This is a genomic window from Humibacter albus DSM 18994 (genome assembly GCF_000421825.1).
In the GTDB taxonomy this organism is placed as follows: domain Bacteria; phylum Actinomycetota; class Actinomycetes; order Actinomycetales; family Microbacteriaceae; genus Humibacter; species Humibacter albus.
The window spans coordinates 340,084-365,866 of record NZ_ATXT01000011.1 but is presented as its reverse complement, the minus strand read 5'-3'; the positions used below and the strand labels follow the sequence as shown (position 1 = coordinate 365,866).

Here is a 25,783-nt window from a genome sequence, read left to right as displayed (position 1 = left end):
GCGAGCAGAAGCGCGTCATTCTCAGAACCCACAGCGGGCCCCCGACAGCCGAGCCAGCACTGTCGAGGGCCCGCGTGGTGCCTGCCTGATGTCAGGCACCGACCCCCACGATCGCCGGGTGATGGAACGTGTCGCCGAACACGCGCTCGCTCGCGCCGACGCGGTCCAGGTACGGTGTCACCCCACCCATCTGGAACGGGAATCCCGCTCCCAGGATCATGCAGAGGTCGATGTCCTCCGGCGCCGCGACGACTTGGTCGTCCGTCAGCATCCGGTGCACCTCGTCGGCCAGGCCGTCCTGCACCCTGGTGAGGATCTGCTCGGCGGTCAGCGGGCTGCTCCCGACCGTGATCGCCTTCAGGGCCCCCTTGTCGAATCCCTTGACGTTGCCCTTCGAGTCCTTTTCGAGGAGCTTGCCGTAGTCGGCCAGCTTGTGAAGGTTCTCGCTGCGGTAGAAGCGATCCGGGAACGCCTCGTGGTGGGTGTCGAGAACATGCGCGCCGACCTTGAGCCCGACGAGGTCGAGCAGCACGGAGGGCGCCATCGGGAGCCCGAGCGGCGCGATCGCCTTGTCGACGGTCTCGAATGGTGTGCCCTGGTCCACCGCATACATCGCCTCGCCGAGCAGCTTCGCGAGAACACGATTGACGACGAACCCGGGCGTGTCCGCGGTGATCACGGCATTCTTCTTGAGCTTCGAGGCTGTGACCATCGCTGTCGACAGCGTGGCGTCGTCGGTCTTCGGCGCCTTGACCACCTCGATCAGCGGCATCACGGCGACCGGGGTGAAGAAGTGGAAGCCCACGAGGCGCTCCGGATGTTGCAGCTTCGCCCCGATCTTGTCGACGGACAGACTCGACGTGTTCGTGGCGAGCACAGCTTCGGGCGAGACGACCTTCTCGATCTCGGCAAAGACATCCTGCTTCACGCCGAGCTCCTCGAAGACCGCTTCGATCACCCAGTCGCAGTCCGCGAACTCGCCCTTGTCGGTCGTGCCGCGGATGAGCGCACGGAGCCGGTTGGCCTCGTCGGAGGAGATGCGACCCTTCTCGAACAGCTTTCCGACCTCGTCGGTGATGTATGCGACCCCCTTGTCGACGCGCTCCTGATCGATGTCGGTGATGACCACCGGCACCTGCAGGCGACGCAGGAACAACAGCGCGAACTGGCTCGCCATGTAACCTGCGCCCAGGACACCGACCTTGGTGACCTTCTTCGCGAGCTCCTTCTCGGGCGCGCCCGCTGGCCGCTTTGCGCGCTTCTGCACGAGGTTGAACGCGTAGATGGATGCCTGCAGCTGGTCTCCGGAGATCAGGTCGGCCAGCGCGTCGTCCTCGAGGGCGAAGCACGCCTCCTTGTCACCGCCCTTGGCCGCCTTCAGGAGCTCCAGCGCCTTGAACGGCGACAACGGAACGGTGCCGAGCCGGGACGACACGGTGTCGCGGGCGATCTTGATCGCGATGTCCCACTTGGCCAGCCGCTCGATCTTGCCCGGAGCGTTCTTGCGCTCGACCTTCGAGGTACCGCTCAGAACGCCGTCGACGAAGCGGACCGAGTCTTCGAGGAAGTTCACCGAGGAGAACATGCGATCCGCGATGCCGAGCGCGAAGGCATCCTTCGCCTTCAGCATGCGGTTCTGCTTGAGCGGGTTCTCGATGATCACCTTGAGCGCGTTCTCGATGCCGATCAGGTTCGGCAGCAGGAACGTGCCGCCCCAACCGGGGACGAGGCCGAGGAAGACCTCGGGCAGGCCCAGCGCCGGCACCGTGGAATCGATCGTGCGGTAATCGGCATTGAGCGGCAGCTCGAGACCGCCCCCCAGCGCGAGGCCGTTGATGAACACGAAGCTCGGCACGCCGAAGCGCGCCTGCTTGCTCAGCACGAAGTGTCCGAGCTGGGCGAGCTTCTTGGCGATCGCGCGGCTCGGCACCTCCGCCACCTTCGACAGGTCGGCACCGGCGGCGAGGATGAACGGTTTGCCCGTCGTGGCCACGGCGTGGATCTCGCCGCGAGCGGCACGCCCGGTCAGCTCGTCGTAGGTCTTCGACAGCTCGAGCAGGCCGACGGGCCCGAACGTGTTCGGACGGGTGTGGTCGCGGCCGTTGTCGAGTGTGACGAGAGCGAGCGTCTTGCCGGATGCCAGTGGCACGTCGCGCACGTAACTGTGCGTGACGACCTCGTCGTCGGCGAAGGCGAGGAGGTCGGAGAAGTCGATCGTGGAGTAGTCGGTCACCTCAGTGCTCACTTTCCATACTTCGCGTGGTGCGGGTTCTCCCAGACGACCGAGCCGCCCTGACCGAGCCCGACGCACATGGCGGTCAGCCCGTAGCGCACCTCGGGGTGCTGCTCGAACTGACGTGCAAGCTGGGTCATCAGCCGTACGCCGCTCGCAGCCAGCGGGTGTCCGATCGCGATCGCTCCGCCCCAGAGATTCACTCGCGGATCGTCGTCATCCATGCCGAAGTGGTCGAGGAAGCTGAGCACCTGCACCGCGAACGCTTCATTGAGCTCGAACAATCCGATGTCGTCGATCGAGAGCCCGGCGTTCTTCAGCGCGCGCTCCGTCGACGGGATGGGGCCGATGCCCATCACCTCGGGCTCGACGCCGGCGAAGCCGAACGACACCATGCGCATCTTCGGGCTCAGTCCGAATTCCTTCGCGGCACGCGAGGATGTCAGCAGCGCCGCGGTCGCACCGTCTGTCAACGGGGAGGCGTTGCCGGCGGTGACCCGGCCGTGCGGCCGGAAGGGGGTCTTCAGTGCCGCAAGCCCCTCCATGGTGGTCTCCGGGCGCATGCCCTGGTCTTCGGTCGCCAGGCCCCAGCCGGTCTCGGTGCGATACGAGACCGGGATGAGGTCGGACTGGATGTTGCCTTCCGCGTATGCGGCCGCGACCTTCTGCTGGCTGCGCATCCCGAACCGGTCGGAACGCTCCTTCGTGAGATCGGGGAAGCGGTCGTGCAGTCGCTCGGCCGTGTTGCCCATGTTCAGGGCTGCGGGATCCACCAGCTTCTCGGTCAGGAAGCGCGGGTTGGGATCGACGCCCTGCCCCATCGGGTGGTGCCCCATGTGCTCCACGCCGCCCGCGATCACGACGTCGTATTGTCCGAACGCGATGCCCGAGCCCGTCGTGGTGACAGCGGTCATGCCGCCTGCGCACATCCGATCGATCGCGAAGCCCGGGACGGTGGTCGGGAGTCCGGCGAGGATCGCCGCGGTGCGTCCCAGCGTGAGCCCCTGATCGCCCTGCTGCGTGGTCGCCGCGATGGCGACGTCGTCCACGCGCTCCTTCGGGAGCGACGGATTCCGTTCCAGCAGCCCGACGATCGTCTTGACGGCGAGATCGTCGGCCCGCGTGTTCCAGTAGATGCCCTTGTCGCCCGCGCGTCCGAACGGGGTCCGCACCCCGTCGACGAACAAGACGTCGGTCGTTTCGGCCACTTCGCCTCCCATGATCAGGTCTTCGTCGATCCTAGGAACGACGCCGGGGCGCGGGGAATCGATTGAGCGAACCTACGAACCTTTTTCGGGCCGTTCCTCGGCCGATTGGCCCGCTTCGACAAACGCTGCGGACACCGTCGCCGCGGTCGCCGCCACCTGCCACGGCCGCACGTGCGCACCCCTCATCGCGTTCGCGATCGTCTCGGTGCCGATGGGCTCCGGCGGTGCCCACGCGAGCTGGCGCAACGTGTCGGGAGCGAGCAGATTCTCGGTGGGCATGTGCAAGGAGATCGCGAGCTTCGTCAGTGCTTCACGCGCCGTGCGCAGCCGTCGGTGCGCCTCCGGGTTGCGGTCGGCCCACGCGCGAGGCGGCGGAATGCTCTCGCTGCTCGCTCGCAGCACAGGCAGATCCTCCGTCGTACGTCCCCGGCTGATGGCATCCCACCAGCGGTCGAGCTCAGCCCTGCTCGCGCGTCCGGTGAAATCCTTCATGGCCGCCAACTCGCGTTTCGAGCCGGGGAGGGCCTTCGCGGCCACCGTGATCGACGCGTCGGGCAGCAGGCGACCGGGCGCGGTGTCTCGCGTGCTCGCCAGTTCGTCGCGTGCCAGCCAGAGTTCACGGGCCACCGCGAGATTGCGCAGCCCCCGGATCGAATGCACTCCTGACAACCGGCGCCAGGGTTCGGCGCGAGGTGGCTTGGGTTCCCGGTCGAGCTCGTACTGGAACTCCTGGGCGGCGATGTCGCCTTTCTCGTTCTCGGCCAGCAGCTCCTGTTCGGCCTCCATCAGGTCGACGAGCAGCTCGACATCGAGCGCGGCATACGTGAGCCACGGCTGGGGGAGCGGCCTCGTCGACCAGTCGGCAGCGGAGTGCTCTTTGGCCAGGTGGACGCCGAGCAACTCCTCGACGATCGTGCCCAGCCCCACCTTCGGGAAGCCGAGCAGACGTGCGCCGAGCTCGGTATCGAAGATCGTCGACGGGTTCAGCCCCACTTCGCGCAAGCAGGCGAGGTCTTGGCTGGCGGCGTGGAGGATCCAGGGGATGTCGCCGATGGCATCCTGCAGTCCCGTGAAATCGCCGATGGCCGGGGGATCGAATAGGTACACGCCCGAGTCTCGTCGGTACATCTGAATCAGATAGGCGCGCTGAGAGTACCGGAAACCCGACGCGCGCTCCGCGTCGACACCCACCGGCCCGGTACCGGATCGCAGTGCGTCGACCGCCTCGCGGTACTTCTCCGGGGTGTCGACGACGTCGTATTCAGTCACGTGCTCTCCGCTGAGTCAGCAGGCGCACGCCGTCCGGGAGCGGCGGGATGCCGGCGAGCATGCAGAGCAGATCACCCCACGCCTCGACGTGCGCGTGCAGGTCGGACCCGCCGGGCGTCCATGACGCGCGCAACTCGATCTGAGCCCCGTCTCCTTGCCGAGCGAGCTCTCCGAAGCCCGTCGAGATGATCTTGGTCGCCGTCCCCGACGCCGCCGTGTAGTCGGCACTGCGTTGATCGAGTGCGTCGATCAGCCAAGACCAGGTGACGTCCGCGAGAAACGGGTCGAGCCCGATGTCCGTCTCCAAAGGCGCTTGCGCGAAGCACACGACTCGGAAGCGACCGCCCCATTCCTCCGGAGCGGCCGCGTCGTAGAGCAGGACGAAACGGCCCGTGCCCAGGTCGGAGTCGCGCCCGTGGTGGACCGGAGACACGTCCGCGGCGAAGGCCACGGCGTGGGGAGCCAGACCGGTCGGTGCGGGAATCTCACTGATCGTCAGCTCTTTCCGCGCGTCGAACCGCCGGATCGAATCGGCGGCGGCACCGAACTCCGTGGGGATTCCCGGGTGGGCGGAGAAAGGAGACACGCCAGCAGACTAGAGTTTCGCCTCAGGAGTTCGCAGCAGGCACGCCGCGTCGCGCCGTCGGCTTGCACGGTGGCACTGCTGAATGACGAGGGGAGCCGCGGTGGGTCGTCGTCTGGGAGCCGCGCTGGTTCCGCTGGCCGCGGGGGCCGCGCTGGCCATCACCACGGCGGCCGCATATGCGATCGCCGCGACGATGACGGCGCGCACGGTCGTGACCCCCGTTCGACGCTGGAAGCAGGACGTCGTCATCCGTTCGATCGCACCTGATCTTTCGACAGTCACGCTCTCGGGCGCCGCCGACTCGCTCCACGTGAACGGACGGTACGGCTTGTGGTTCTCAGGAGACCGCGGATACGCCCTGGTCGGCGACGTGCTCAGCGACGACGGGGACAGCGTCGTGCGCGCTGTGGACGAGGTGCGGTGGGGCGATCTCGCCGTCGCGCGCCAGGGGCGCATCACGGGGTGGTACTTCACGTCGCCGGAGGAGCTCGGCCTCCCGGTGCACAGTGTCGACATCGCGGTCGACGACGGCTCGGCACCGGCCTGGCTCTTCCCGGGCGCGGAGCGCAGCGCGCACTGGGCGATCCATGTTCACGGAAGGGGTGCGCGCCGCCAGGAGACGCTCCGTGCTATTCCCGCGTTTCACCGTCACGGTTACACGAGCCTCGCGATCAGTTACCGCAACGACACCGACGCACCGGACAGCGACGACCGGAGGTACGGCCTCGGCGCGACCGAGTGGCACGACGTGGATGCGGCGATCGCCTACGCACTCGCCCACGGTGCCGAAGACATCGTGCTCGTCGGATGGTCGATGGGAGGCGCGATAGTGCTGCAGACCGCCGTGCGGTCGCCGCGAGCCGACCGCGTGCGAGCGATCATGCTCGACTCCCCGGTAATCAACTGGTTCGAGACGCTCGAATTCCAGGCCGACGAGATGAGGCTCCCTCAGCCCGTCACCCGCGGCGCGCTGGCGCTGCTCGACTCGACCTGGGCGAACACGATCGTGGGCCAACGCGCTCCCGTCGGTCTCGCGTCGCTCGACTTCACGATGAGAGCGAACGAGCTCACCGTTCCCGTACTGCTGATGCACAGCGACGACGACGGGTATGTGCCTTCGGGATCATCGCGTCGCTTGGCGGAACTCCGTCCCGACATCGTCACCTTCGTGCCGTTCGTGAGCGCCAAGCACACCAAGCTGTGGAACTACGACGCCGAGCGATGGAACGCGGCGATCGACGGCTGGTTGGACGGGCTCGATTCCGTCGGCGTCAGGAGTGGCGCTTGAGCTGGACCTGGTGCTTGGTCCTGCCGAGCATGGCCGTCATGCCACGCACGCGGAGCGGAGAGACGGCCTCCGCGAGCCCGAGGGTCTGAGGGAAGTCGTCCGGCACGGCGAGGACCTCGTCGACCGTCAGGCCCGCCAAGCCCTCCACGAGAATCGCGGCGAAGCCCCGCGTCGTCGGCGACTCGCGCGGAGCGGTGGCGAAGAGCTGCACGACGTCATCGTCGCCGACTTCGACGAAGAGGTACACCGGCGACTGGCACTCGACCACCCGCTCGAAGAGATCGGGATGATCGCGGTACCGCTCCGGGAGTTCCGGCAACTCGTTCGCGAACTCGAGCAGAAGCTGCAGCCGTTCACGCAGTTCGAGAGCGAGGAACTCGTCCTTGATCTCCTGGAGGGCGGTGGGGAGAGCGGTGATCGTCATCAGGCATCCATTGTCGCATCCGAGCCCCGGTGTCGCGGGGCGAGGCGCACCAGAGCGGGCGCGGGACATCCGCGCCCGCCCTGGTGTTTCACATCACGCCGCGGGGACCTCGCCGCGGTCGGCGCCCTTGACGATCGGAACGCGCACGGCGCTGCCCCACTCGGTCCAGGAACCGTCGTAGTTGCGCACGTTCTCGAAGCCGAGAAGGTGCGTCAGGACGAACCATGTGTGGCTAGAGCGCTCGCCGATGCGGCAGTACGCGATCACGTCGTCGCCGTCGGCGAGACCTGCCTCGCCCTTGTAGATGGCCTCGAGCTCTTCGCGAGTGCGGAAGGTGGCATCCGGCGCCGCTGCGCGAGCCCACGGGACGGACGCGGCGGAGGGGATGTGCCCGGGGCGCAGCGCGCTCTCCGTCGGATAGCCGGGGATCTCCGTGCGCTCACCGCTGTATTCCTCGGGTGACCGAACGTCGATCAGCGGGCCCTTGCCGAGGCGGGCGAGCACGTCCTCCTTGAACGCGCGCACCTTGCTGTCGTCGCGGGCGACGACCGGGTACTCCACGGCGGCGGGCGTGGGCACGTCGGTGGTCAGCTCGCGGCCCTCTGCGATCCACTTGTCACGGCCGCCGTCCAGCAGACGGACGTCCTCGTGGCCGAAGAGAGTGAAGATCCAGAGCGCGTACGCGGCCCACCAGTTGTTCTTGTCGCCGTAGATGACGACGGTGGTGTCGCGGCCGATACCCTTCTCGCCGAGCAATTGGGCGAAACGCTCGCCGGAGACGAAGTCGCGCAGCACCGGGTCGTTGAGGTCGGTGTGCCAGTCGATCTTGACCGCGGTGGGAATGTGACCCGTCTCGTACAGCAGAACGTCCTCGTCGGATTCCACCACCACGAGTCCCTCGTCGCCGAGATGAGCCGCGAGCCATTCGGTGCTCACGAGCCTCTCCGGATGCGCGTACTCGGCGAACTTCGCGGCATCGTCGAATCCCACGGTCATGTCTTCCTCCTCGGTCTGTGGCTGCGGTCGGCGGGGGTTGCCGGCCGGTTAGGCTTGACGCCTGTCCCTCAGGTGAACTTACGCAGGTCGCGAGGTGCGCTGCTGGGGCCCTGTAAGACTTCGACACAAAGGAACAGATGTCCGCGCACGCGCTTCCTGCAGCCGCCCACCTCACCGAGGTGACGCCGTCGATAACGGGTCGCGAGATCGCTGCCGAGCTCGTTCCGCCGCCGCAGTTCCACACTGCCACGTTCGACTCGTATCGTCCCGACAAGGATTTCCCGTCGCAGGCCCAGGCCGTGGCAACCCTGCGCTCGTTCGCGAACTCGTGGGAGCCGCCACGACCGAGCGGCTTCTTCGGCTGGGGCCGCAAGAAGGCCGTCGAGCACAAGCCCGGCGTCTATCTCGACGGCGGTTTCGGCGTCGGCAAGACCCACCTTCTCGCGGCGCTCTGGCACGAAGCCCCCGGCCCGAAGTATTTCGGAACGTTCATCGAGTACACGGCGCTCGTCGGCGCGCTCGGGTTCCAGCCCACGATCGAGCTGCTGCGCGGGTCGAAGCTCATCTGCATCGACGAGTTCGAGCTCGACGATCCGGGCGACACCATGATGATGACGCGGCTCCTCGGCGCGCTCGTCGGCAGCGGCACGCGGATCGCCGCGACGTCCAACACTCCGCCTCAGGCGCTGGGGGAGGGCCGCTTCGCCGCTTCGGACTTCCTTCGCGAGATCCAGTCGCTGTCGTCTCACTTCGAGACGGTGCGCATCGACGGCCTCGACTATCGGCGGCGCGACGTCTCGGGAACTGCAACGACAGTCGACGACGGCACCTTCGACGGCGTCGTGTCGGCCATGAGCGTACGCGGCGAGCGGGTGTCCGCCGACCGGTTCCGCGACGTGATCGAACACCTCGCCACCGTGCATCCGTCGAAATACGTCAAGTTGGTCGCCGGCCTCGATGCGATCGCTCTCGCCGACGTCGAGCAGCTCCACGACCAGATGGAGGCGCTGCGCTTCGTGGCGTTCGTGGATCGCGTGTACGACGCGGAGATCCCGATCGTCGCGACAGGGGTACCGCTCAGCGACGTCTTCGACGCCGAGATGCTCCAGGGCGGCTACCGCAAGAAGTATCTGCGTGCTCTTTCGCGCCTCATCGCGCTCACGTCGGGGGAGATCCCGCCGCACGACTGATCCGTGGCGACACCTGCGCGGCCCTTCAGGGCCGGAAACACGATGTTTACATCCCGCGGGTCCGTGTAACCGCGGCGAAACAACCGAATCTCTCGCTCGAAATCTGTCGACAGCAGACTGACGACGCCTCATCTGAACGCCCCGCCGCAACGCGGGCCGTGACGGCGACTCAGGCAGACATCGAGAGGGAGACCCCATGTTGTTGCACACCGCGGCCGCGTATGACGCCGAGAGCAGCGTGAACTCGCTGTGGCTCCTCGTCGCAGCGGCGCTCGTCCTGCTCATGACGCCCGGCGTGGCGTTCTTCTACGGCGGGATGGTGAAGGCGAAGAGCGTCATCAGCATGATGATGATGAGTTTCGGCGCGATAGCCATCGTCGGTGTGCTCTGGGTGCTCTACGGTTACGGCTTGGTCTTCGGGCATCCCCTGATCCCCGGCGTGCTCGGCACGCCCGACTGGGGACTGAGCAGCCTGCTCGGCAAGGACGGCGCCACCCCCGATCTCGGCGGCCTCGCGTTCGCCGGGTTCCAGGCCACGTTCGCGATCATCACCGTCGCGCTGATCTCGGGCGCGATCGCCGACCGCGCCCGGTTCGGGTCCTGGATGGTGTTCGCCGGCATCTGGGTCACGGTCGTGTACTTCCCTGTGGCGTACTGGGTGTTCAACCTCGGCGACGGCTGGATCGTGCACACCCTGCACGTGAACGACTTCGCGGGCGGCACGGCGGTACACATCAACGCCGGTGCGGCCGGCCTCGCTCTCGCTCTCGTGCTCGGCAAGCGTGTCGGATTCCAGAAGGGAATGAACAAGCCGCACAACGTGCCCCTCACGCTCCTCGGCGCTGCACTCCTCTGGTTCGGCTGGTTCGGCTTCAACGCCGGCTCTGAGGCCGCCGTCGACGGCGTGGCGGCGCTGGCTTGGATCAACACGCTCGCCGCCCCCGCCGCTGCCACCATCGGCTGGCTCGTGGTGGAGCGGATCAAGGACGGCAAGCCGACCTCCATCGGAGCGGCGTCCGGGGCTGTCGCAGGCCTCGTCGCCATCACCCCTGCGTGCAACACGTTGACGCCGTTCTGGGCGATCGTGCTCGGCCTTCTCGTCGGTGCCGTCTGCGCCGTGGCCATCGATCTCAAGTTCAAGCTCGGGTTCGATGACTCGCTGGATGTGGTCGGCATCCACCTGATCGGAGGGCTGATCGGAACGCTCTACATCGGCGTGTTCGGCCTGACGCACATCGACGGTGACGCGTCGAAGCCGTACTCGAGCCTCCTGTACGGCGGCAGTCTCACCCAGCTCGGTGCTCAAGCGATCGGCGCGTTCAGCGTGCTGATCTATTCCTTCGCGATGGCGTATGCCATCGGCTGGATCATCCAGAAGACGATGGGGTTCCGCATCAAGACGGAGGACGAGATCGCCGGTGTCGACACGTTCGTGCACGGGGAAGAGGGCTACGCGCTCGAGAACGTGTGAACGCGCTCCGTCACTGCGTCGCGCGGCGGAGCTTGCTCGCGGCATAGCCCACAGACACGGGACGGGAACAGGCCATGTCGCCTGTTCCCGTCCCGTGATTTCGGTGGGCGATACCAGACTCGAACTGATGACCTCTTCCGTGTGAAGGTGCTTGGAGCGCGGGTTCTCTTGATTCTACGGGGCCTTCGGGTGCCTCACGAACCCCTGAATCCGTCCTCGGGGTGATTTTGGGGTGAGCAGTTCAGCGCCCGAGCGAGGGTGGTTGGCGCCCGTTCGAGCGCCCTGAGCCGAGGCCGAATGACTCCGGTGGGGGAAGCTTGGACCGGCGTTCTTCCAGCGCTTCGGCTAGCCGCGAGTCTACTTGTGGCAGATGCTCGCTTCGACGGTGCATGGCCGAGTCCAGTTCGGCGTCGAGTTCGGTCGGGCTCCGCGGCTGTCGCGGGGTGAAGAAGGTCTCGCGGCTGCGGGCGAGGCGGTCGCGGAGCTCGTCGTGTCGGGTTGCTTCATCGAGCGGGATCAGCGCAGGGTGTAGTAGCGCCTCGATGCCGGTCTCGTCGCGCACGATCGCAACGGTACGGGCATGCGCGAAGACGTAGGGGTCGATGGACGTCCAGTCGATCGTCCAGCCTGCGTGGGTGGCGAGCTGGTTGAAGAAGACGAACTGGCTGCGCGTGTTCACGTCCCGGAAGGGGTGCAGCACGGTCGTCTCGCCCCATACCCAGGCCAAGCCCGCGGAGAAGCTATCGAGGTCGCGGCCGCTCAGGAGATCCATCTTGGAGAGAGCGGTGAAGATGCGCTCGGCTTCGGCGGGGATGAACTCGGGACGGCAGTGCGCGATGCCGGTGCCGCCGGGGCCGGTGTCCGTCTCGCGCAGGCTGCCGCCCCAGGAGTACATGTCCTGGGTCAGGTGCTGGTGGATCGCCCGGAGGTGATCGAGGTCGAAGTCGCCGGGAAGCGGGTCACGGTACAGCTCGAACATGTGCGCAGCAACAGTCGCGGTCTCGGCGGCCTTCCACGCTTCCGGACGGGTGTAGCCGGGGAGGTTGATGAGAACTTCGGTGCCCGGGTACGTGTACCGGTCCGGCATGAGGAACAGCGCGTCAGCGGGTGATGCCGAACTGTGCGTCGATCTGCGCCAGACGCTCTCGTACGACCTCACTCGCGGTAGTCTCGCCAGAGAGGATACGACGGCCGGCTTCAATGTCTTCGACGGCAGGCTCGGCGGCGGCCATGCGGGAGCCGGCAATGACGGCTGCCACGTCGCGCTCGACGCGTGCCGGAGAAACCGTTGACCGAACTGCCATGATCTATCTCCCGCTGATCTCTGAACTGGATACCCAAGTCTATCGCCGACCGCCGGCTTTCAGCGGGAATCCAGGGCGATCCACATGCGCTGTGTGTGCCTGATGTGCGCTCATGCCCGGTCTAGCGACCGTCGGGTGATGAAGATGCCTCGCTGCTGGAAGGCGCGGGGGCTGTCCTGCTCGGCCTCGCTGCGGAAGATCGCGGGCACGGCCGGGAACCATCCGGTCGTGCGGCGCGCCGGGTCGAGCGTCCAGGCCGGCGGCTCCCAGGCGTCGCGCTCGGCGAGGTGATCGGCTAGTGCCGCAAAGGCTGCGTCGAGTTGTGTGGAACCCGTGGGCTCGGGCTCGTCTGCGAACACCACGGAGGCCAGCGATGCACCGCCACGGCGAAGGGTGGAGGTGTAGTCGTCGAGGGTCTGGAGGATGCCGAACCGCCAGCACGTCTCGGCGGTGTCACCAGTGGTCATGAGCGCAGCGCAGCGCGCGGCATTGTCGGCGGCTGCGTGGCGCACATCGACGCCCACGCCCGGCACGTTGGCAGGGGTGGTCTGGGCGCGCTCCAGTAGCGCACCGATCGACAGCACTTCGCCCTGGAAAACCACGACCACATCCTTCCCTCGTTTCCCGTTCTCCCGGAGCCGTCGGCGAAAGTTCCGAGTCGCCGCTGCCGAGTCTCGGCTACAGACTTGGAGCATCGTGCTCCGGTGTCGTCCTGCCGTGGTCGCTCGACAGCCGATATCGACTGAGCTGGGCGGCGCGCGCCTCGCGTGCGACTTGGGCGCGCTCGGCGGCTTGCCGCTCTGCCTCGTCGCGTGCGGCGAGTTCGCGGACGAGCTGGACGGCCTCGGTGACGGGCAGGGCTTCGATCTGCGCGAGGTCCTGCCGGGCCTGCTCCGCGCGAGCGCGCCACCCGGCAGCGCGCGTGATTGCGGTGCTCGGGGTCGTGGAGCCGAGCGCCTTCCCGCGCAGGACGGCGGACTCTCGTAGATGCCGCTCGGCGAGGCGCCCCTGCTCGCGGTGGGCCTGCTCCGCCTCCTTTCGCATCACGGTCACGCGCGGGTCGGCGTCGGCCTGCTTGCCGGCGACCACCTCGGCCCAAGGCTCGACGCCGTCGTCTCCAGTCGGCAGGCCACCCCAGCGCCGCCGCACTGCGTCCTCCGTCGCACGATGCTCGCTTGCCGCCTCCATCGCCACGCGGCCGGCGGTGCGCTTCCGCAGCCGCCCGGCCTGGCCGTGCGCTGTCTGCGCCTCCCACAGCCGGTCCCGACTGGTGAGGTAGGCGGTGCCATCCGCGGCAGCCTGCTCGATCAGCGGGGCCGCGACCTCGGCGCGCACCTGCGCGGCGCGGGCCTCCACAGCGGCGACGGCCTCCTGCTGTTCGTCGGACTCGGCCCGGTGCGTCTCGTGCTGCCGGTCCAGCGACACCACGGCTCGCTCCCACTTGCCCGCCTCGCGCTCGGCGCGCTCGATCCGCTGCGTCAGGTGGGCGCGCTCCGCGTTCACCTGACGCACCGGACCATCGGCGTCGAGTCCGGCGACAGCCGCTTGTGCGGCCTGGGTCCCGGCGACCAGGCCGCGGTCGGCACGGTCCCGCTCGAGCGCGGACACGAACTGCTCCCGCGCGTCCTCCACGCCGGCCGCGACGACGTGCAGCCGGTTCGTCTCCTGGCCTCGGGTCATGCCGACATAGACGCCGGAGGCGTCCAGCGCGTCCGACAGCACCGTGTGCGAGGCGGGCACGGTCGCGCCCTGCACCCCGTAGGCGGTGGAGGCGTAGGCGAGGTGTGTGTGTTCGGCGACGTACTCGGCGGGGAGCCTGGTGGTGCGCTGCCGCTTCCGCCCGGTCGCATTCTCCTTCGCCCATACCGTCCCGTCCTGCCCGACGGCTTGGACGGTCCAGGTCTGCCGGTTCGCCACCTGCACGTCGGCGTCGTTGCGCCGGGTCTGGATCACGTCGCCGGCGCCGATGCTCAGGCCGTCGCTGCCCGTTGTCGTGCGAGTGTCGTCGACCAGGCCAGCATGCACGCGGTCGTCGCGGATGCGTTCGTTCAGTTCGCTCGCTTCCTCGTTGGTCGCGGTCGTGATCACGTCCCCGTCTCGGGCGTCGCGGGCTATCGCATCCTGCATCGCCTCGGTGCTCTCGTGCAGTACCACGAGCCCGAGGGCGTGCAGCCGGTCGAACAGCCGGGGCGGGTGCTCCCCGCGGCGCATCTGCACGGTAAGGTCCGCGTACTCGGGGTCCGTGAAGCGATGCACGGTGGTCATCTCGTAGACGCGCGGCGCGAGTTGCGTGGCCATGTCGAGCACGCCGCCCCTACCGACCGCGGGGAGCTGCGCCCGGTCCCCGACGAGCGCGAGGGTCGCACCGCGCTCGTCCGCCACGGTCAGCAGCGCGAGGGCCGTGTCCTGATCGAGCATCCCCGCCTCGTCCACAACGATGCGCTCGCCCCGAACGAGCCGTGCGGCGGCCGAGGGGCCGGTGTAAGTGCTGCCGTTCTCCGGGTTGGTGTCGCCGGGCGCGAGGCGGGTCCATACGCCGTCGGCGTTCCAGCGCCAGCCGTGTTCGTGGACGAGCTTCGCCACACTATCGGCCGGGACGCCGAGTTCCTGGGCTGCCACGTCCGCGGCCTTCTTTGTCGGGGTCACGACCCGCGTGCGCTGGCCTCGGGCGGTGGCCGCTTCGATCGCGGCGCCGAGCATGGTGGTCTTGCCCGCACCGGCCGCACCCTCGATCACCACGAGCGGATCGGTCCCGGCGACCGCGGCTGCGGCCTGCGCCTGGTCCGGGTCCAGTCCGCGCCGATCCGCCAAGCTGGTCACCTCCGGTACCCGGCGAACATCACTGGTTGCGCGGGCGGTCAGCCGATCGCGCAGGCTCGTCTCGACCGCGACGACGTGCAACGACGTGAGGTGCGCGACATGCTCTGGTTGCACGCTCGCGGGCGTCAGCACGGACAGGCAATCCTCCGCCGCCAGTCGGGTCGTGATCGCAACCATGTCACGCAACGTCCCCGGGGTTGCGCGCACGCCGGCCTCGGTGATGATCCTGGTGACGTGCTCCTGAACGTCATGCACCGTCCACGTCGATGCGGCGGCCGCGCAACGGTCCAGCGCACGCGATGCCACCCGTTGCACGCTCAGGTCATCGAGGTTGCGTGCCACCTCCACGATGGCGCGTGGCAGGTTCGGGCTGTAGCCGGCGTCCTGGAGCTCGCGCAGCCAGCCGGCCTCCGAGCCGAGGGTCGATGGCTTCTTGTTCGGCCGCTCGTGATCCCACGCCTTCGCCTGCAACCGCGCGCTGACGACAGCGCCGGGCTCCTGGCCCGGATGCGCCTCCTCCCATTCCGCGCGAAACCGGGCCAGGTTGCGCGCCACCTGCTCGCCGCGCTTGGACATCATGGCATTCCACGGCACCAACTCCGCGACCTCACCGCTCACCGGATCGAGGGTGAGGCCGTGCGCGTCGAGCACCGCGGCCAGCTGCGGGTGCGCGGCGACGACCGCCGTACCGAGAGCGCGGATCGCGCCCTGCTGGCGGAACAGCGCCCCCGTGTCCAGCCCGCGCCAGGCGCCCGCTGCCCATACGCGGGTGCCGACCTGGAAGTGGATGTGCCGGTGCGGATCACCAGCGCGGGAAGTCTTGTGCGAGACGGCGACCGTCTCCAACTGCTCGACGGGCACGACCTCTTGCTTTCCGCGCGGGCCGACACGCGTGACCGAATGCCTGCCGAGCCACCACCTGATCTCTACCACCGCGTCACGCTGCGCCGCATCCAATGCCTCAGAGACCTCTGAGTGCAGCGCGGCAGCGATCGACAGCGACTTCGGCACGTTCACGACCATCTCCGCGAACCGGGGGCTCCCTCGACGACCTTTACCTGGCAGACGTGGGGTCCCCATCGACTCGCCGGTCAGCGGGTTCACCCAATCCACCCACTGGGCGTACTCGTCCGGGGTCAATCCGACTTCGCCGACCACCCGGCCTTCTCCGTCGACAGCGGAGAACTCCGCGAGCGCGGTCCCACCCTCCAAGTAGTAGTCGTCGGCCCGCGAGCGGTCTGACTCCAGGTAACGGCGCGCGTCCGTGCCGGAGCCCCGGAACAGAATCACGCCGCCATGCATCAGCCCACCCCAGTAAGTCATGTACCTGCAACTATCGAAGGTAGCATACGTCCATTCAATCGAGCTTGTGATGTCTCAGGAGATAGGTGACGGTTCTGTATCTGGACATCGGTAACACTTCATGTCTCAGGACATCGGTGACAGTTCGGGGCCTGGGCCGGTGGGCTCGAAGGTGGGGAGCTTCCGGTTGTAGCGGACGTAGCCGACGTGTTTGATGCCGGGGTCGGGGATGGGGTGTTCGGCGATGACCTCGCCGGTTGCGGGGTCGCAGAACACGATGGTGTTGGTGCCGATGACGGCGTGGAGGGTCTGTCCGGCGTGGTCTTTGCCGATGCCGTAGACGACGTTGCGGATGCTCACTCGCCCATCGCGGCGGACGATGCGGTCGTATTCTCCGGTTGGAGTGGCGGTGCTGGTGCCGGTGCTGTGAATGACGTCGCGGATGTCCTTGGGGCGGGTGGTGCCCGCGCCGCGGGGTCTGCCGGTGCTGACGTGTTTGGTTCCCGGCTTCGGCCAGGGGTGTTCGAGGAGGAGCATCCCGCTGTGGTCGTAGAACTTGATGCCCTCTTCGAGCTTGGCCACGTAGACGGTCTCGCCGGCGAGTTCGCGGGCGATCTGGTACGTCACGCCACGGACGGCGATCGCGCCGCTTGACTGCACCCATATCGGGTGCATGTCCTCGATATCCAGCAGCGCGCCCGGCGCTCCTGCGGCTGGATCGAGGAGGACGGAGCGAGGAGGTGCCGGTCGGGGTCGGGGCGGCTCGGCAGCCTCGGTCGCGTCCCATGCGGCTTGCGGGGTGATGCGGCCGGGCAGTCCTTGGTGTGGGCGCTGGGTGTTGTAGATGACGTCGAACCGGTCGACCTGCTCCTGCAGCTCGGCGATCGTCGCAGCGATGGGCTGCTTGTCGAGGTACCGGAACAGGGTCTGGTGGAAGCGTTCGTTCTTGCCCTGCGTGGTCGGCTTGCCCGGCTTGCCCGTGATCGCCTGAACGCCGAGCGAGGTGGCGTAGGCGGTGAGCTGTCCGATCCACCCGCGGCGGGCCGGGTTCAACGCGGCACCGTTGTCGGTGAGCAGCCGTTGCGGGACGCCGTGGGTGGCCACACCCTTCTGGAATACGGCCACTGCCGCCTCGCTGGTCTCACCGGTGGCAACGTGGGACGCGACCGCGAGGCGGGAGTGGTCGTCTTCGAGCTGGAAGATCACGCACTTCCGGCCGCCTTGGAGGACGTACTCGGTCGCATCCAGCTGCCAGCACGCGTTCGGCGCCGGGTAGACGAACCGACGATACGAGGACCGCGGCTTCTTCCGCGGTTCCTTCCGAGCGACCCCTGCCTGCCGGAAGATCCGCGCGAGCGACGCGACCGAGGGTGTGGTCAGACCGAGCGCCACCATCTTGTCGTGCACGCTGATCGGCCCGTGATCCAGACCCGATGCTTCCAGCGCTGCCCGCACCTGAATCGCCTGCCGCGATACCTCGTCGGTGACCTTCCCCGGGCTCGTCCTCGGGCGGCGCGAGCGCGGCTCCAGAACCGCCGCCTGCCCCTCCTCTCGGGCGCGGGCACGAAGGGCGTAGAACGTCTTCCGAGCGATGCCATGCTCAGCGCACAACGTGGACACGCTGCCACGCGGCGCATCATCCGGCCACCGGGCGATCGCGAGACGGACACGGGCATCAACAGGATCATTCGGCTTCGGCACCCTCCATCACAGCGGGAGAAGCGTCACCACCAAGAACACCAGAACCGTCACCGAAGTCCTGATGCACGCGCGTCACCGAAGTCCTGAGACATAACACATTCAGGAGGAAAGTTGCTGGCCAATGCCGTAGACAATGTGGCGGATGCAGCTCCGCCGTCGGCGCAGACGTACGGCGATATTCGCCAGATGGGGCGCGGTTCTGGCGGGGATGCCAGCACTTGGCCCCGCATCCGAGCAAAGGAGGGAGGTCCGCTCACATCACAGCCATGGGCGACTGATCTGGGTGCGGGCCGACGGGGCGGGAAGCCCTCGACCTCCGCGACGGTGCAGGCCAGTTCGCAACTGGCTACGGCGCGGAACGCGCTCTGGCTGTTGTCGGGTGCGCCCAGCGCACGGGTCCGGTGATGGTGAGGTGTCCGGCGTGGTCGACGGTGATGACGGAGACTCCGAACTCTTCCTGGGCCCAGTGTGGTCCGTCGGCTCCCATGGCGTAGACGGCGGTGGCGAGGGTGTCGGCGATGGTGAGGTCGGGATCGAGCACGCTGACGGAGGCCCAGGTGCGCGGCGTGGCGCTGGTGCGGGGGTCGTCGATGTGGTTGCCGCGTTCGTAGGCGCCGGAGGTGGCGAGGGCACCTTGTCCGAGCACGAGCACGCCGAGGAGCTTGCTGGCCTCGAAGGGGTCGCGGATGCCGGCCTGCCAGTGGCGGCCGGGCTCGGGGGCGCCGCGAGTGATGATGTCACCGCCGGCATTCAGGCAGAAGTCCGTCGCCCCGCCGTTAGCGAGGAGGTCGGCGGCGCGTTGGGCGGCCCAGCCTTTGACGATCCCGTCGGTGTCGATCTTGCCGTCGCGGCGGGCGGAGAACGCACCGCCGCTGGCCTGTTGGAAAGCGTCGGCTAGGCGTAGCACCTCGCGCATGTCGTCGCTGGTCTCAGCTAGGCCGAGCTCGCCCCGGTTCAGGCGCGATAGCTCGCTGCCCGGCAGAAAGGCGCTGAAGCGCGCCTCGGCCTGCTCGATGGCGTCGAAGGCCTGCTCAATCAGTTCGTCCGGGATCTCACCACGCACGTCGAGGGAGAAGGCGGTGCCCATCAGCTGGCGGATGCGTCTCATCCGTGTGCGTCGATCGCGGATTGGACGCTGGCGAGGTAGCCGCCGGAGGTGTAAGTGGCGCCGGAGACGGTGTCGACCTGGGCGGATTGGGAGGCGAGGACCTCTTGTTCCAGCTGGGGGACGGCGTAGCTGGCGATCTCGGCGTCACGGCCTCTGCGGTCCGGGACTTGCAGGACTTTGATGGCGGTGATCTTCGTGCCGGTGAAGGTGACCTCGACCTGGACGGGCCCGTAGGGGGTCTGCTCGGTCTGTCCGGTCACGGTCGTGCTGGAGGCCGAAGGGGTGCCGGCGGTGGCCGGGCTGGCGGTGCTGCTGGGCGCCGGGGTGCTCGCGGGCGTTGAGCCGGTGGCGGTTCCGATGCTGCTCTGTGGCGCCTGGGCGGTGCCGAGGGTCGGTGTGCTGGCGGTGGCGAGGCGTCCGCCGATGGTTGCGGCGGCCCCGGCCATGATCAGGGCGAAGAGGGTGGTTCCCTGCCATTTGCGTCTCATGCGAAGCTCAGTTCCTCGGAGTGGATCTTGCGGTCAGGGATCCCGAGATCGGTCAGACTCTCTCGCACGCGGGCGATCATGGGCTCGGGGCCGCAGATGAGGGTCTCCCGGTGCTGGATGTCCGGCACCGCCCGGGCGAGGCGTGCAGCCTCCAGCGGGTCGTAGCCCAGCTCGGCGCGGCGTCCGACGAGCGGGATGAGGTGCACCCCGGGCAGGGCTGCGACCTCGTGGTACAGGGCGAGGTCGTCGAGTGCGCTGGCTCGGTATACGACCACCACGTTGCGGCCCATGCGCGCGAACTGTTCGGCCAGGCCCCGGATGGGGCCGATCCCGGCGCCGCCGGCGATCAGCAGCACCGCGGCGGCCCGGCGGCGCCGGCCGAAGAAGCCGCCGAAAGGCCCCTCGACGATCACCTTCGTGCCCGGCTGCACGTGTTTGAGCGCCCCGGAGTGGTCGCCGAGGTCGGCGACGGTGATGCGCAGCAGACCGTCCTGCGGGACGTTGGAGATCGAATACGGGTGCGCGGTCAGCAGGTGGCCCCAGGCCAAGAATCGGAAGAGCATGAACTGCCCGGCCTTCGCCTTCAGCAGCTCGGGACGGTTGGAGCGGATCCACACGCTGGTCATCCGCCGGGATTCCGGGACGACGGCGACGACCTGGAAGCGGTGGACGGAGAAGTGCCGCAGAGGCGCCACGGCCCGCCACCACACCACGCAGGCGGCCGTGCCACCATACAGGGCCATCCAGATCGCCCGGTGCCCGGGGTGGCCGGCGAAGACCGGGCCGGCGCTGATCTGGTGCAGGAACGTCAGGAAGATCGCGAGGTAGAACGTGACGTGCGTCCAGTACCACAGCTCGTACGGCAACAGCCGGCGCAGCGCTCCCGCGCTCAGCAGACCGGCCCCCAGCATGATCGCGGTGCCGATGGTCGCGGTTAGCATGTCCGGGTATAGGCCGAACAGGCCGAGGTACGCGTGCACCGGGCCGCCTCCAGCGGTGACCCACTGGCCGAGGGTCATGAAGGACACGTGCGCCAGGATCAGAAACAAGGTGGTGGTCCCCACGATGCGGTGCCAGGCCACCAGGCGATCCAGGCCCACCATCCGCTCGAACCACGGGATCCGGGCGATCAGCAGCACCTGCACGCACACCAGGTACGAGCCGACCATCCCGACCAGCTCGGCGATCGCCGTGGACAGCGTCGACGGGCTCAGCGAGACGACCGCGCTCGGCCACCACAAAGCCACCACCGCGACGCCGCCGAGGATGACGGCAAGCGTGACGATCCGGCTCCTCATGCGCGGGCCGCTCTCGTCTGCGCGGGGGCGCCGGTCGGGCGCGGCCTTCGGGGGCGGGTGTCCATAAGGGTCCTCTCGCTGATGCTGACATCTCCAGCGTGAGGCGGGATTCTCTCCGAATTCTTACTCCGGCTGAGAAGAGGCCGCAGGAAAGCTATGCGTTGTCGATGCGGGGATCCTGCGTGCGTGAGGGGTCGCGCTGCGCGAGCATCGGCGGCTTCGTCTGCGGCTTGGCTCCAGATGCGTTGCGAGCCGACGCCCTCCGGCCTGGGGCGGCAGCTTCCCAAGCCTGGGTGGCGGCTTGGACGGCGTCCCACGGGGAGCCGAGCGGTGGCGTATAGGCCAGGTCGAGCTCGGAGATCTGTGGAACGGTGAGTCCGGCGTAGAGGGCGGTGGCGAAAGTGTCGACGCGTTTGGCGACCTCGGTACCGAGCCTGCCGACGAGCTGCGCGCCGAGGAGACGTGCGTCGCGGTGATCGCCGGTGATGCGGAAGCTGATGGGGTGGGCGCCCGGGTAGTACCGCAAGTGGTCGTCCGCTGAGGAGCCGGTGGTGAGGGGCCGGTAGCCGGCGGCGGCGGCTTCGTGGTGGCGCAGTCCGGTGCGGGCGGCGACGAGGTCGAAGACCTTGACGACCTGGGTGCCGACGGAGCCGGCGAACTTCGCATCACCGCCGAGGGCGTTCTCGCCGGCCACGCGGCCCTGCTTGTGCGCCGTGGTTCCCAGCGGCAGGTAGGTGGGGCCGAGGAGGCGGTGGTGGGTGATGGTGCCGTCTCCGGCGGAGTAGACGTGCGGAAGCCCGGTCCTCATGCCCTCGTCGACCACGACCGCGCCGCCTGGGCCGAGGGTGGCGCCGGCCTTCTCGAGCAGCGCGGTGTTGGGCCTGACACCGACGACGACCAGGACGAGATCGGCGGTGCGCTCGAAGGGGGCGTCCTCGTGGATGCCGGTGACGGTGAGCCCAGCGGCTGTTTTCCGGATGGTCTTCACGGTGGAGTTCACGACGACCTCGACGCCGTGCTGATCCAGCTCGGTGTGGACGAGGGCGCCGAGTTCGGGGTCGAGGGTGGAGAGGACCTCGGGGCCGCGCTGCAGTTGCGTGGTGCGGATGCCGCGGACGGTGAACGCCTCGGCCATCTCCAGGCCCACGTAGCCGGCGCCGACGATGATCGCCGACCTCGGCGCGCGCTCGGTGAGGTGACGGTCGAGGGCGAAGGTATCTCCCATCGAGTGGATGACATGCACTCCGTCCTCCGCTCCGAGCTGGTCGAGGCCGACAATGCCCGCGTGGGAGGGCAGCGCGCCGATGCCGACGACCAGCTCGTCGTAGCCGAGGTCCTCCACAGACCCGTCCGGGTTGCGGAGCTGCAGTTTCCGGCCAGCGACGTCGATGCCGGTGGCGAGCGTGTCGAGGCGCAGTCGCATTCCGGTGGCTTCGAGGTCGGCTGTGGTGCGGTGGGCGAGGGACTGCCAGGGGGTGACGTCGCCGGAGAAGTAGTAGGGGATGCCGCAGATGGAGAAGTTCGGGTACCGATCGGCCACCACGACCGTGACATTCACGGACGGGTCGAGTTCGCGGGCGCGCAACGCGGCGGAGATACCGGCGTCGCTGCCGCCGATGGCGATCAGGTGAGTCACGAGAGTGTCCTTTCGGGGATGACGGCATCCGCGGCTCGGGCGCGCGACGCCGGGACGAGAACGACGGGCAGGCCGAGCCCGATCGCAGCGCCTGCAAGCTGTGCGGCGATGAAGCCGGGGGTGGAGGCTGGGGCGATACCGGCGAAGGTGTTCGTGAACATCCGCCCGACCGTGACGGCGGGGTTCGCGAAGGACGTGCTGCTGGTGAACCAGTAGGCGGCGCCGATGTACGCCCCGATCGCCGCCGGCGCCGCATAGGTCTGGCCGGTCCTGGCGAGCAGGAAGATCAGCAGGATGAGGACCGCGGTGGCCACCGCCTCACCCAGCAGATGTGGAGTCGTGGCACGGTGTTTCACCGACCAGGCCGGCGGCACGGCGAACATGGCATTCGCGAGCTCGGTGCCGCCGACCGCCCCGACCAGCTGCGCGGCCACGTAGACGGGAACCTCCCGCCAGCTGCGGCCGCGCAGGAGAGCATCGGCGAGGGTGACGACGGGATTGAAGTGCGCCCCCGAGATCGGCCTGAGCATCAGGATCAGCACTCCGAGCCCCAAGGCGGTGGCAATCGAGTTCTCTAGCAGCTGCACCCCCACGTCGTCCGGGGACAGCTGCGCGGCCGCGATCCCGGAGCCGACGACGACGGTCACCAGCAGCCCGGTGCCGAGCAGCTCGGCGGCCGCGCGGCGCCACAGGGAGGAGATCACGCGCAACAGCTTGACCGGTTGATGCTCACTCAGTCAACCTTGACTCAATGAACACTGAGCAAACAGGGTTGTCGCGGCGGGCGGCGGTGCACGCCGCCCTGGGCGATGCCGCCAGGCTGCAGATCGTGGACCTGCTCACCGTAGGCGACCGTTCCCCGGTGGAGCTGCAGCTCGCGCTCGGGATGCCCTCCAACCTGATCGCCCACCACCTGAAGATCCTCAAAGACGCGGGCCTGATCAGCCGGCACCGCTCCGAGGCCGACCGGCGGCGCAGCTACCTGAACCTCGAGCGGGAGGCCCTCACCGGCATCGTGCCGGGGGCTGCGGTGGTGGCGCCGCGGGTGGTGTTCGTGTGCACCGCCAACACCGCCCGATCCCACCTCGCCGACGCCCTGTGGAGACAGGCAAGCCGGGTGCCTTCCACCTCTGCCGGAACGCGCCCCGCGGACCGGATTGCCCGCGGGGCGATCGCGGCGGCCCGCCGGCACGGCCTGGACCTCCCCGATGCCGCCCCGCGCAGCCTGGATGGCGTCGTGGAGCCGGGTGACCTGGTCATCACCGTGTGCGACCACGCCCACGAGGAGCTCGGCGCTCAGTCCGGCCTGCACTGGTCGATCCCGGACCCGGTAGCGGCCGGGACCACGCAGGCGTTCGAGGACGCGTACCGGCTGCTTGCACGGCGGGTCGAGGATCTGGCGCCCCGGATCGCTGCGGCCTGAACGAGCGATGCGGTCGGGGATGATTAGGCTCCACGCCGCCGTGGCAGGCCGTCTGCGCTGCTGCGCCTGAGCTGAGGTGCGCGGCAGCGGGCTGGGTCGCGGGAAGCTCAGAGGCGTCTTAGAGCCGCGCCGGGATCCTCTATACCGGCAGCGGTGCGTTCATGCGCGCGCAGAAGGGCGGAGAGCCGTGACGGCGGAACAGGCCGGCCCAATCGAGGCCGTGATGCGCTACTTCATGTTGGACTGGCCCCTCGGTAGGCGGCAGTCGTCGTGGTGGCGGCTGGGTGCCGCGCTGGTGGTCGCGGTGGTCGGCTCGGTGCTGGCCTGCGCGATCCTGGCGAAGCTCGGACCCCTCGTCTTCCCCTCCACGGCCGGATACGTGCACTTCCGCTTCGGCGACTACACGAAGCTGACAGTGATCGGCGTCGTCATCGCCTGGATCGCCTGGCCGGTGGCCACCCTGGCGAGCTCGCGGGCGGCGCGCCCTTTGTTCCTGTGGGCGGCGGTCGTTGTCACCGTGGTCTCCTTCGCCCCGGATGTGCGGATCCTCATGAAGGGCCAGAGCGCGCCGGCCGTCTTGGTGCTCGCGGTGATGCACGTGGCGGTCGCCGCCGTCACCTACCCCGCCCTGGTCTTCATCGCCCCACAGCGGAGGACGGAAGACCATCCCGATAGCTAGACGACACCTCGCGCCGCGTGAGGCCCGCCGGTCTTCAGGAGGCCAGGCATGCCCTCATGAGCGCGAACACCGGGGTCGTCGACATCTTCGGAGCCGTCCTGCTGTAGGCGAGCTCTGCGCCCGCATTGGTGGTTAGGGTCAGCGGGTTGCGGCGGCAAGGCGCAGGCGCAGCACGGCACCGGTGGGGCCGGTGGTGGCGATGGACACGGTGCCACCGTGTCGGTGGGCGACCTCGGCGACTAGGGCCAGGCCGAGGCCGTAGTGGCGCCGCCCGGTCTCGTCCGCGCTCTCGGCCCGGCTGCTGGCGAAGCGCTCGAAGGCCCGCTGGGTGGTTCCTGGAGGGAAGCCGGGCCCGTCGTCGCACACGTCCAGGACCGCCCAGCCACTTTCGGTCCGGGTCGTGATCGTGACGGTGGTGCGGGCGTGGTCCAGCGCGTTGGAGATCAGGGCGAGGATCGCGCGGGACAGCGAGACCCGCACGCCATGGACGGGCACCGGACCGTCTCCTTCGACGCGGATGCTCACGCCGCGCGCGTCGGCTTCTGGGCGCAGCGTGGCGGCGGCGTCGCGTGCGGCAGCGGTGAGGTCGACGTTGGTGCGCTCGGCGTCTTGGCGGGGGTCGGCGGCGAGGAGGAGGTCTTCCAGGATGCCCGTGAGGGTCTTGGTGTCGGAGACGATCTCCTCCAGCCCCTCGGAGACTTCCTCGAGCGCAGGCTGCTGGGGGGCCTGCTGGGTCGCGGGCAGGGTGCGGTGGAGCATCTGGGCTCTGGTGCTCAGCAGGGTCAGCGGGGTGCGCAGCTCGTGGCCGGCGTCGGCGACGAAGCGGCGCTGCAGGGCGAGGGCCTCGGCCAGGGGGCGCATGGCCCGCAGCGACATCCACCAGCCGATCAGCGCCGCCCCGACGACCGTCGGGATGCCCGCCAGGGCCAAGGCGAGGACCACCCGGTACAGCTCGTCCTGGCTCTCCTCCTGGCTGACCGCGACCTGCACCACACGCCCGGAGTCCGCGTCGGTGCGCACGATGTACGCCTGCCCGCCGAAAGACCGGGTGGCCTGGATCACCTGCCCGGAGGCGGCGACAGTGCTGAGGTCTTTCTGCGCGGGGAAACCGGACGGGGCGTTCTCAGAGGCAAGGGTGCCACCCGGGGTGACGATGGCGACGTAGGTGCCCAGCGGGGCGTCTTTGGGCGAGTCGATGTGCTCGGCGCCCACGAGCTTCTGGAGGAGGGCCTGGTGGGAGGCCTCGGCGACGATGCCGGTGACGACGCCCGCCAGCAGCAGGAACAGGGCGAGGATTAGGGCGGCGAAGCCCGCCGCCAGGCGTAGCGCCGCGCCGCGCAGCCCACCGGCATCCGTCAT

Annotated in this window: 20 protein-coding genes and 1 pseudogene; 5 read left to right on the top strand and 16 right to left on the bottom strand. The window is 68.6% G+C overall.

Going from position 1 to position 25,783, the window contains the following annotated elements; all coding sequences use genetic code 11:
* Positions 1–91: 91 nt before the first annotated feature.
* The 4 genes from H623_RS0103100 to H623_RS0103085 are packed head-to-tail and all read right to left on the bottom strand — an operon-like array spanning position 92 to position 5,296.
* The gene (locus H623_RS0103100; RefSeq protein WP_026939854.1) at positions 92–2,233 is read right to left on the bottom strand and encodes a 3-hydroxyacyl-CoA dehydrogenase NAD-binding domain-containing protein; all 2,142 of its coding nucleotides are present in this window, start codon (positions 2,231–2,233) and stop codon (positions 92–94) included.
* A gap of 8 nt (positions 2,234–2,241) precedes the next feature.
* The gene (locus H623_RS0103095; protein WP_022899484.1) at positions 2,242–3,453 is read right to left on the bottom strand and encodes a thiolase family protein; all 1,212 of its coding nucleotides are present in this window, start codon (positions 3,451–3,453) and stop codon (positions 2,242–2,244) included.
* Between the two features lie 60 nt (positions 3,454–3,513).
* Positions 3,514–4,710, bottom strand: coding sequence for an HRDC domain-containing protein (locus H623_RS0103090; protein WP_022899483.1), 1,197 nt, complete (start codon positions 4,708–4,710; stop codon positions 3,514–3,516).
* The gene (locus H623_RS0103085; RefSeq protein ID WP_022899482.1) at positions 4,703–5,296 is read right to left on the bottom strand and encodes a DUF3000 domain-containing protein; all 594 of its coding nucleotides are present in this window, start codon (positions 5,294–5,296) and stop codon (positions 4,703–4,705) included. The genes H623_RS0103090 and H623_RS0103085 overlap by 8 nt, the downstream gene beginning before the upstream one ends.
* 100 nt (positions 5,297–5,396) lie before the next feature.
* On the opposite strand from H623_RS0103085, the gene H623_RS0103080 reads away from it, so the two are divergent.
* Positions 5,397–6,584 (top strand): alpha/beta hydrolase family protein, encoded by a 1,188-nt coding sequence (locus H623_RS0103080; protein WP_022899481.1) that lies wholly within the window; start codon positions 5,397–5,399, stop codon positions 6,582–6,584.
* On the opposite strand, the gene H623_RS0103075 is transcribed toward H623_RS0103080, so the two are convergent.
* Both H623_RS0103075 and H623_RS0103070 read right to left on the bottom strand, forming a co-directional pair.
* On the bottom strand, positions 6,568–7,008 hold the full coding sequence (locus H623_RS0103075; RefSeq protein WP_022899480.1) for a SufE family protein: 441 nt from the start codon (positions 7,006–7,008) through the stop codon (positions 6,568–6,570). The genes H623_RS0103080 and H623_RS0103075 overlap by 17 nt on opposite strands.
* 93 nt (positions 7,009–7,101) lie before the next feature.
* Positions 7,102–8,004, bottom strand: coding sequence for a sulfurtransferase (locus H623_RS0103070; protein WP_022899479.1), 903 nt, complete (start codon positions 8,002–8,004; stop codon positions 7,102–7,104).
* 137 nt (positions 8,005–8,141) lie between these two features.
* Here H623_RS0103070 and zapE point away from each other — a divergent pair, with 137 nt between their 5' ends.
* Complete coding sequence (gene zapE, locus H623_RS0103065; protein WP_022899478.1) at positions 8,142–9,194, top strand: cell division protein ZapE; 1,053 nt, start codon at positions 8,142–8,144, stop codon at positions 9,192–9,194.
* Between the two features lie 196 nt (positions 9,195–9,390).
* The gene (locus H623_RS0103060) at positions 9,391–10,665 is read left to right on the top strand and encodes an ammonium transporter (protein WP_022899477.1); all 1,275 of its coding nucleotides are present in this window, start codon (positions 9,391–9,393) and stop codon (positions 10,663–10,665) included.
* Between the two features lie 241 nt (positions 10,666–10,906).
* Here H623_RS0103060 and H623_RS20835 read toward each other — a convergent pair whose 3' ends face one another.
* The 9 genes and pseudogenes from H623_RS20835 to H623_RS0103010 form a co-directional block, all read right to left on the bottom strand.
* Entirely contained in the window at positions 10,907–11,824 is a 918-nt protein-coding gene (locus tag H623_RS20835) for a Fic/DOC family protein (protein ID WP_157560864.1), read from the bottom strand.
* A 255-nt stretch (positions 11,825–12,079) separates the two neighbouring features.
* On the bottom strand, positions 12,080–12,571 hold the full coding sequence (locus H623_RS0103045; RefSeq protein ID WP_026939848.1) for a hypothetical protein: 492 nt from the start codon (positions 12,569–12,571) through the stop codon (positions 12,080–12,082).
* A gap of 76 nt (positions 12,572–12,647) precedes the next feature.
* Positions 12,648–16,112 carry a MobF family relaxase gene (mobF, locus tag H623_RS17465; protein ID WP_245558865.1) on the bottom strand — a complete coding sequence of 1,155 codons (3,465 nt, stop codon included), beginning with the start codon at positions 16,110–16,112 and terminating at the stop codon, positions 12,648–12,650.
* 738 nt (positions 16,113–16,850) lie between these two features.
* Positions 16,851–17,792, bottom strand: a pseudogene (locus H623_RS17460) (integrase core domain-containing protein); the annotation flags it as partial.
* A 346-nt stretch (positions 17,793–18,138) separates the two neighbouring features.
* Positions 18,139–18,900 carry an FAD:protein FMN transferase gene (locus H623_RS0103030; RefSeq protein ID WP_022899471.1) on the bottom strand — a complete coding sequence of 254 codons (762 nt, stop codon included), beginning with the start codon at positions 18,898–18,900 and terminating at the stop codon, positions 18,139–18,141.
* Entirely contained in the window at positions 18,897–19,388 is a 492-nt protein-coding gene (locus tag H623_RS0103025) for an FMN-binding protein (RefSeq protein ID WP_022899470.1), read from the bottom strand. Before H623_RS0103025 ends, H623_RS0103030 begins: the two co-directional genes overlap by 4 nt.
* The gene (locus H623_RS17455) at positions 19,385–20,686 is read right to left on the bottom strand and encodes a ferredoxin reductase family protein (protein ID WP_022899469.1); all 1,302 of its coding nucleotides are present in this window, start codon (positions 20,684–20,686) and stop codon (positions 19,385–19,387) included. Before H623_RS17455 ends, H623_RS0103025 begins: the two co-directional genes overlap by 4 nt.
* A 154-nt stretch (positions 20,687–20,840) precedes the next feature.
* A complete protein-coding gene (locus H623_RS17450; RefSeq protein WP_022899468.1) occupies positions 20,841–22,322 on the bottom strand; it encodes an FAD-dependent oxidoreductase in 1,482 nt (493 codons plus the stop codon).
* Positions 22,319–23,026 (bottom strand): aquaporin, encoded by a 708-nt coding sequence (locus H623_RS0103010; RefSeq protein ID WP_022899467.1) that lies wholly within the window; start codon positions 23,024–23,026, stop codon positions 22,319–22,321. Before H623_RS0103010 ends, H623_RS17450 begins: the two co-directional genes overlap by 4 nt.
* A 47-nt stretch (positions 23,027–23,073) precedes the next feature.
* On the opposite strand from H623_RS0103010, the gene H623_RS0103005 reads away from it, so the two are divergent.
* Complete coding sequence (locus tag H623_RS0103005; protein ID WP_022899466.1) at positions 23,074–23,745, top strand: arsenate reductase/protein-tyrosine-phosphatase family protein; 672 nt, start codon at positions 23,074–23,076, stop codon at positions 23,743–23,745.
* 187 nt (positions 23,746–23,932) lie between these two features.
* Positions 23,933–24,424: a DUF6069 family protein gene (locus H623_RS17445; RefSeq protein WP_022899465.1), complete on the top strand. Its 492-nt coding sequence runs from the start codon at positions 23,933–23,935 to the stop codon at positions 24,422–24,424.
* Between the two features lie 138 nt (positions 24,425–24,562).
* Here the strand turns inward: H623_RS17445 and H623_RS0102990 are convergent, their stop codons facing one another.
* The gene (locus H623_RS0102990; RefSeq protein WP_022899463.1) at positions 24,563–25,783 is read right to left on the bottom strand and encodes a sensor histidine kinase; all 1,221 of its coding nucleotides are present in this window, start codon (positions 25,781–25,783) and stop codon (positions 24,563–24,565) included.

What these genes read in the sequence shown, in the direction of transcription:
- H623_RS17455 (WP_022899469.1), bottom strand. Translation starts at nt 20,686, where the DNA reads ATGAGGAGCCGGATCGTCACGCTTGCCGTCATCCTCGGCGGCGTCGCG.
- H623_RS0103005 (WP_022899466.1), top strand. Translation starts at nt 23,074, where the DNA reads ATGAACACTGAGCAAACAGGGTTGTCGCGGCGGGCGGCGGTGCACGCC.
- mobF (WP_245558865.1), bottom strand. Translation starts at nt 16,112, where the DNA reads ATGACTTACTGGGGTGGGCTGATGCATGGCGGCGTGATTCTGTTCCGG.
- H623_RS0102990 (WP_022899463.1), bottom strand. Translation starts at nt 25,783, where the DNA reads ATGACGGATGCCGGTGGGCTGCGCGGCGCGGCGCTACGCCTGGCGGCG.
- H623_RS0103030 (WP_022899471.1), bottom strand. Translation starts at nt 18,900, where the DNA reads ATGAGACGCATCCGCCAGCTGATGGGCACCGCCTTCTCCCTCGACGTG.
- zapE (WP_022899478.1), top strand. Translation starts at nt 8,142, where the DNA reads ATGTCCGCGCACGCGCTTCCTGCAGCCGCCCACCTCACCGAGGTGACG.
- H623_RS0103060 (WP_022899477.1), top strand. Translation starts at nt 9,391, where the DNA reads ATGTTGTTGCACACCGCGGCCGCGTATGACGCCGAGAGCAGCGTGAAC.
- H623_RS0103025 (WP_022899470.1), bottom strand. Translation starts at nt 19,388, where the DNA reads ATGAGACGCAAATGGCAGGGAACCACCCTCTTCGCCCTGATCATGGCC.
- H623_RS0103075 (WP_022899480.1), bottom strand. Translation starts at nt 7,008, where the DNA reads ATGACGATCACCGCTCTCCCCACCGCCCTCCAGGAGATCAAGGACGAG.
- H623_RS0103070 (WP_022899479.1), bottom strand. Translation starts at nt 8,004, where the DNA reads ATGACCGTGGGATTCGACGATGCCGCGAAGTTCGCCGAGTACGCGCAT.
- H623_RS0103095 (WP_022899484.1), bottom strand. Translation starts at nt 3,453, where the DNA reads ATGGGAGGCGAAGTGGCCGAAACGACCGACGTCTTGTTCGTCGACGGG.